This is a genomic window from Flaviramulus aquimarinus (genome assembly GCF_039543205.1).
GTDB lineage: Bacteria > Bacteroidota > Bacteroidia > Flavobacteriales > Flavobacteriaceae > Flaviramulus_B > Flaviramulus_B aquimarinus.
Map to the genome: position 1 here is coordinate 1 of NZ_BAABJH010000003.1, position 7937 is coordinate 7937.

The following is a 7937-nucleotide window of genomic DNA, read 5'->3' on the forward strand; positions in this document are numbered from 1 at the left end:
GATTGCCAATGACGGTGTGAATGACAGCCTGTCCTGTGACCAGTTAATAACGATTACCGATGCGGAAGCACCAACATTTGTTGAAACGCCACCTGGAGATGACACTTTTGAATGTGATAACGTTCCTGATGCAGAAGAATTAACTGCAACTGACCCGTGCGGTAATGTAGATATTGTTTTTACAGAAACAAGAACCGATGGCACATGTGATTCTAATTACACTTTAGAACGCAAATGGGTTGCTATAGATGAAAACGGATTAGAAACAACTCATATTCAGACAATTACCGTACAGGACACGAAGGCTCCAGAGCCTACAACTACAATAGAGGCTTCAATATTTGTTAATTGTGAAGATATACCAGAAGTCCCAACTATAGAATTTACTGATAATTGTTCTGAAAACGTTACTGTTGAATTTGAAGAAACAAATTCTTTTGATGAAAGCAATCCGTTAGATTATGAAATAATAAGAACTTGGAATGTTACAGATGAATGTGATAACGGACAAATATTCAGACAAACAGTTACTGTAACTTTAAATGATTTTATTACTAGTAAAGATGATAGAGCCTGTTCTGATGATGGTACCATTGATTTAGATGATTATTTAGATAATAATCAAACTGGAGGAGAATGGATTGTTATTGAAGGTAATACCGCATTAGATCAAAATATATTCGATCCAGAAAATGTAGAACTAGGCAACTATAAATTCAGCTATACCACTATAAATAATGGATGTTTAAATACAACAGAATTAACATTAGAAATTCATGATGAGTGTATTGTTTTACCTTGTGGTAGAGAAGATGTTATAATTTCAAAAGTTATTACCCCAAATGGTGATGTACATAACGAATTCTTTACAATTACAGGTGTTGAAACTTGTGGTTTTGTTGTAGATTTAAAAATATTCAATCGTTGGGGAGCAAAAATTTATGACAATTCTAATTATCAAAATGATTGGAATGGGTTTGCTCATAATTCATCAGTTGGACAAGCAGATAAAGTTCCAAACGGAACATATTACTATATAATTAATTTAAGAAATAGTGGATTAGAGCCTTTTGCGAAAGCATTTTATGTAGGATCTAAATAACCCAAATATACTACTATGAAGTCATTAAGATTAAATATCATTATTTTTATGCTGGCAAATTGCTGGATTGGAGCTGCACAGCAACTTCCACAATTTACACAGTATATGTATAATACAATCTCCATAAATCCTGCCTATGCAGGTAGTAGAGAAACGTTAAGTGTAGTAGGTTTACACAGAAGTCAGTGGGTTGGCCTAGAAGGCGCACCAACTACACAAACACTATCTGTGCATACACCTCTTAGAAATGATAGAGTTGGTATAGGTTTATCCTTTATAAATGATGAACTTGGCTATGAAAATTTTTCATATTTATATGGCGACTTTTCATACACCCTTCCTATAGGTCAAAAAGCTAAATTAGCATTTGGTATGAAAGCAGGTTTTACGCAATACCATATTGACCAAGAGCTATTAAATGACCCCACTGTTATAAATGACCAATTTTTTAATGAGGTTTCCAATAGATGGAGTCCTAATTTAGGATTTGGAGCTTTTTTACATACTAACAGATGGTATTTAGGCCTCTCTGCCCCTAGAGTATTAAATACAGATTATAACAACGGTGGAAATGGAACTATTGATTATGTCGCTCTAGAACGCGTTAGCTACTATTTTACCGGTGGTTATGTTTTAGATTTAAGCGCATCAACCAAATTTAAGCCAGCAGCATTAATTAAAGCAACCAATGGAGCACCTTTATCATTTGATATAACAGCAAACTTCTTATTTTATGACACATTTTGGCTTGGTGCATCATATAGAATTAACGAGTCTGCAGAAGCCATTGGAGGACTAGCCGATTTTCAGGTTTCAAAACAGTTACGTATTGGTTATGCCTATGAATATCCTTTATCAGAGTTAAGAGCTTATACGAGTGGAACCCATGAAGTTTTGCTTATGTTTGAAATATTTAAAAGTAAACGTATTAAATCACCTAGATACTTCTAAAATAACTTATCATGAAAATAAAATTTTTAATACTAATATTAGCTTTTTCTACTAGCTCAATGTTTGCTCAAAAAAAACTAGCAGATAAGTTTTTTGATAATTATGCATATGTAAAAGCTAGCGAATTATATGAAAAAGCCATAGAAAACGGTGATGATAGCCAGCATGTTTTAACACGTTTAGGAGACTGTTACTACAACAACTCAAATTCAGAAAAAGCTGTAGTATGGTACTCAAAAGCTGTAAATAAATATGATAAGATTCCTGCTGAATATTTGTTTAAATATATTCAAACGTTAAAAAGTTTAGGTAATTATACCGAAGCAGATATATGGATGAAAAAATTTAATGACATTCATAACCAAGATAGTAAAACAAAAAATTATGACACAAGTAGCTTTACTAAATATAGTGAGTTACTATCCAATGATGATAAAACGGTTATAAAAATAGTTAATTTACCTATTAACTCTAACCTATCAGATTTTGGGTCATATATCCATAATAATCAATTATTTTTTGCTTCTTCAAAAGGTACGGATGAAACTGAAAAATATGCTTGGAACAAAGAACCTTTTTTAGATTTATTTCAAGTTTCTGTTGAAGATAAAGAGGGTGAATTAGAATTTGGAGTTCCAAATTTTATAAATGCTTCAAAAGTTAATACCGATTATCATGAAGCCACAGTAGCTATATCTAACGATGGACAAACATTATATTTTACAAGAGATAATGTAACTAGAAAAAACAAACTAGATTATGACAATAAAGGAACAACACATTTAAAAATCTATAAAGCAACGCGTATTGAAGATAGTTGGTCAGATATTAAAGAACTACCATTTAATGATGAAGTGTATTCGACTGGTCATCCAGCACTAAGTTCAGATAACAAAAAATTATATTTTGTATCAGACCGAGAAGGCGGTTTTGGACAAACGGATATTTACGAGGTAGATATTTTAGAGAACAATAAATTTAGCAAACCTAAAAATTTAGGTAATAAAATCAATACAGCAGGTCGAGAAATGTTTCCGTTTGTTAGTAAAGATAGTACGTTCTATTTTTCTTCTGATGGACATTTAAACTTAGGATTATTAGATATATTCAAATCCAATATCATTAAAGATCAAGCAGCAGAACCTGAAAATCTAGGAGCACCTTATAATAGTGGATATGATGATTTTGCTTTTTATGCAGACTCAAATGATGTAAACAATAGAGGTTATTTTTCATCTAACAGACCTGGTGGACAAGGAAACGACGATATTTACAGTTTTACTTCATATGAATGTTCTCAAAAAATCACAGGGATAGTAAGAGATAGTGATACTAATGAGATTCTAGAAAACGCAGTAGTTAAGCTTATTAATGAAACCGGAAAAGTGATTAATGAAGTAACCACTAGTAGTGATGGAGCTTATACTTTTGATGCAGATTGTAACAAAACATATGTGGTTTTAGGAACCAAGCCAGATTATAAAGATGAAAAGAAAGAACTTGTTTTAGGTAATAAAAATAACGAAATCACAAATGCAGACTTATATTTAGAACCTCTAATTAAAGGAAATCAAATAGTTATCAACCCAATTTTCTTTGATTTTGACAAATGGAACATTAGAACAGATGCAGAATATGAATTAGAAAAAGTTATTGATGTATTAAGAGCACATCCTGGCATGATTATTAAAGTTGAATCCCATACAGATAGTAGAGGAAGTAACAGATATAATATGAAATTGTCGGATAGAAGAGCTAAGTCTTCAACAGAATACATTACTTCAAGAGGCATAGATAATAATCGAATAGAAAGTTCTATAGGATATGGTGAGAATCAATTATTGAATAAGTGTGTTGATGGAGTAAAATGCACACCCGATGAACATCAATTAAACAGACGAACCCAGTTTATAATTATAAAAATGGATTAAATAACTAATAAATTTAAGCCGTTAAGAAATAAACTTAACGGTTTTTTTTGGCTCTAAATAAGCTATTTCAATAAAAATAATAGATAAAACGCATTTTTTCTCGATAAAATGCTGATTTGTTAATAAAATTGCTTTCTTTTGTATTATGTAGATTATAATAAATTAATAAAAACCTAAACACCATATAATTAATGAGTTACAAAAAGCATAAGCCGTTGAAATGAAATAAAACATCGACAAAATGTTACAAATAACCGTTTAATCGATTTTTTAAGTGATTTACCATGTATTTTTGATAAACCAAAATCATATATGTTTTTTTGTTTTACCTACAAAATTTTAAAATTATGACCCCAAATCTAATTATTCATGTAACACAAACATTGGACTCCAATGTTTTCCTTCACTGCTTATTCTCTCAAAAACGTTTTTATCGTTTCAATCAACAATTAGATAACACCGTCTAAAATTTTGGTTTGCTATGTAATTCATTATAAATTAAATAGAATTTTATAAAAGAATAATCTTGTTAACACCATGAAAACTATACTTACACTACCCTATATTCTAGCTATTTGTTTTTTCTATACAATATCGTATGGGCAACAAAATAGTCAAAACCAAAAAGATATATTCAAACTAGAAGTTATTAAATATAGTCGTGAAGTAAATCCAAAAAAACCACATTATCATCTTTTATCACTACAAAATAATTCAAATAAAGAATTAACTTTTAATCTGTCAACAACTGTAGATGATACAAATGATAAAAGCAAAAAAAACAATCCTAACCTTATTGTTGAAATATGGTCTGAAAATTTAAGTAAGACTTTTAATTCCATCACTTTAGTCCCTAAAGAATCTATTAGGTTTAAGGTTAAAACAACACATAATACAAATGCAAGACTAGGCTCTATGAACCTTTGTAAAGTCATTGCACAATTACCAAATAGTAATAATAAAAAAACTGTTAGTATAAACGCATATATACCTAATTCTAATGAATTAGGGCATTGATATTATCAAAACATATTACAAAAATAACAACAATTAGTTAACCTATAAGCATATGAAGACGTTTACCAAATCCTTAAAATGCCATAAATTAATTTTGGTTGCCTTTCTTATAATTAGTGCATATTCACATGCTCAATTACAACAATCTTTTTCAGCACGTTATAGTGAAGATGTAAATGGAGATGTTACGATCATTGCAAATAATATGGTATCTGTTGATGTAACTGCTGACTATAATGATGGTTGCGCTTTGTGTAACAACAATATTCTAGGAAATCTTGTTTATGTTGATATTGATGGTTTTGTTGATGATGATAATAATACTGTTGATGATACATTCAATTCCAGTAATGCCAATTTTGTTAATCCAGCACCTACTGCAAATTGTTTAACTATTAAGAAAGTATTACTGTATTGGGCAGCATCGGACCAAGAACCCGATCTTAACGATCCTAATTCTGAAAACCAACCCAATTGGAATTATAATGATATAAAATTAATGCTTCCAGGTGAAACTGCATATACAACATTGACAGCTTCAGGAAGCGAAATCATTTATAGAGGAAGAGATGATCATTTTAGTAACGATCCTTATATATGCGTAAAAGATATAACGACAGAAGTAAATAATTTAACTGGTGGTCCTTATGGAACCTATCAAGTCGCTAATGTTGAAGGTAAAATAGGTAACTTAACAGAGCATGACAATACCACAGGTTTCCCTACGGGGGTTTCTGGTGGTTGGCAAATTGTTTTTGTGTATGAAAGTCCAGATTTACAAGCAAAAAATATAAATCTTTATGATGGTTATGCACATATAGTTTCTAATGGTGCTCCTACAGAATTAGACTTTGATGGTTTCCAAACACTACCTGCCGGTGATGTTAACGCAAAAATTGTTGTAGGTGCTCTAGAAGGAGATAGAGGTATTAATCAAGACCGATTTCAAATTCAAAATACAGCTTTAGGCTTCACCGATTTATCTATTGGGACACTTAGGCCAGCAGATAATTTTTTCAATAGTAGAATCACTGTTGGAAATTCAGATTTTGTAGATCGAAGTCCTGCTAGTACTAATACTTTAGGTTTTGATGCTGCAGTTTTTGAATTAGATAACCCAGGCAACACGATCATAGGTAATAGTCAAAATGAAGCAAAGTTTAGAATCACCACAGGTTCAGATACCTATGGTGTATTTTTAGTTGGGTTAGCAATAGATATATGGAAACCAGAACTTGGTCCCATTAATGTCACATTAGACACCCCAAATGCACCGCAAAATCCAGGAACTACAATTGGTGCTGAATTTAACGTCGAAAATAAAGGTAATGATAACGCTCAAAATTTAAGAATCTTTGAAACTTTACCGCCACAAATAATTTCTTTATTACCAGCTGCTGCAACGCCTTCAACACATCCTTCATTGCCTGCCGGAGTAACATATCAATATGACACAACCACAAATATTTTAGAATTTTTTGTAGACGATAGTTTGGTTACCGTTGGAAGTACACCGTTTGATGTAGAATTTGATCTACAAATTAAAGATGAATGTTACTTTTTGGAAACGGATTGTACCCTTCAATTTGAAGTACAATTTGAGGCAACTTATAATGGAGAAATAAATACCGAGCAACAATCAACGTTAAGCTCTGCCACACAAGATCCTTGTGGAGCTAGTATTGAAGATCCTGTCATTATTGATGTTATTCAACCTACCATCTCATGGTCAACACCTGTCGATAGTTTAGACAGAACTGTTGAATGTAATGATACAACTGGCTTAACTGATGCACAAGCTTTAGAACCTATAGCCAATAAATGTAGTCTAACGCCAATTAAAACATCTGGACCTTTTGTTGCTGACCCAACTTGTCCAAATGCAGGTACATTTACTAATACTTGGACTTTTACAGATGCATGTGGAGCAATTATTAGTGATTTTGAGCAAGTTATTACTCTTACGGATAATACCGCACCAATAATAACTGGATCAATTACAGACACCACCATTGAAGGTTGTATAGCTGCTGACGCTCCTGCTGCAGTAACCACTGTAGCTGAGTTAGAAGCGTTTGGATTAACCATTACTGATTGTACTCCTGATGCCAATTTAACTGTTACAAGTTCAGATAGTGGTTCTAGCACATGTCCAGTTGAAGTTATTAGAACCTATACCGTTACCGATACATGTAACAACGCATCACAAGTCACTCATACCATTTATATCGAAGATACTACTGCACCAATTATATCAGGAACAATAGCTGAAACGACCGTTAATGGTTGTACTGCAGCCGATGCCACTACTGCGGTAACTACTGTAGCTGAGCTAGAAGCTTTAGGTCTTACCATTGATGATGCCTGTACTACGGATGCAAATCTTGTGGTAACAAGTTCGGACAGTACATCTGGTACTTGCCCAATCGTAGTCACTAGAACCTATACTATCACCGATATTTGTACTAATAGTGAACAGGTCACTCAAATCATTAACGTGGAGCCTATAGACATTACATACACGGCACCAGCCGATGATAGCTCCAATACTTGCGATTATGCAACACAGGGCGATCTAGACACCGCATTCAACAATTGGGTAACGGCACAGACCGCTGCATTCAACATAGCAAACGGATGTACTCCGGTACTAACTGATAACAGTGCTACTGCATCTGCTCCTGTACTTTGTGATGGCGGTTCGGTTACCGTAACATGGACCATTACGGACCTGTGTGAGACCATTACCGAAACAGCTGACTTTACAGTTGCAGCACCTATAGACATTACATACACGGCACCAGCCGATGATAGCTCAAATGCTTGCGATTATGCAACACAGGGCGATCTGGACACCGCATTCAACAATTGGGTAACGGCACAGACCGCTGCATTCAACATAGCAAACGGATGTACTCCGGTACTAACTGATAACA

General features: G+C 33.2%; 4 protein-coding genes and 1 pseudogene. All 5 read left to right on the forward strand.

The window, feature by feature from the left end:
* Positions 1-1102 (forward strand): T9SS type B sorting domain-containing protein (locus ABD941_RS10640; protein WP_345274121.1); only part of this gene is annotated, 1102 nt, incomplete at its 5' end.
* 15 nt (positions 1103-1117) lie between these two features.
* Positions 1118-2053: a PorP/SprF family type IX secretion system membrane protein gene (locus ABD941_RS10645; protein ID WP_345274122.1), complete on the forward strand. Its 936-nt coding sequence runs from the start codon at positions 1118-1120 to the stop codon at positions 2051-2053.
* 11 nt (positions 2054-2064) lie between these two features.
* A complete protein-coding gene (locus ABD941_RS10650; RefSeq protein WP_345274123.1) occupies positions 2065-3984 on the forward strand; it encodes an OmpA family protein in 1920 nt (639 codons plus the stop codon).
* Between the two features lie 537 nt (positions 3985-4521).
* The gene (locus ABD941_RS10655) at positions 4522-5001 is read left to right on the forward strand and encodes a hypothetical protein (protein WP_345274124.1); all 480 of its coding nucleotides are present in this window, start codon (positions 4522-4524) and stop codon (positions 4999-5001) included.
* Positions 5002-5053: 52 nt separating this feature from the next.
* Positions 5054-7937 (forward strand): annotated as a pseudogene (locus tag ABD941_RS10660) (hypothetical protein); the annotation flags it as partial.

Bases quoted from the DNA above. Each gene is read 5' to 3' on its own strand.
- ABD941_RS10645 (WP_345274122.1), top strand. From the start codon at position 1,118: ATGAAGTCATTAAGATTAAATATCATTATTTTTATGCTGGCAAATTGC.
- ABD941_RS10650 (WP_345274123.1), top strand. From the start codon at position 2,065: ATGAAAATAAAATTTTTAATACTAATATTAGCTTTTTCTACTAGCTCA.
- ABD941_RS10655 (WP_345274124.1), top strand. From the start codon at position 4,522: ATGAAAACTATACTTACACTACCCTATATTCTAGCTATTTGTTTTTTC.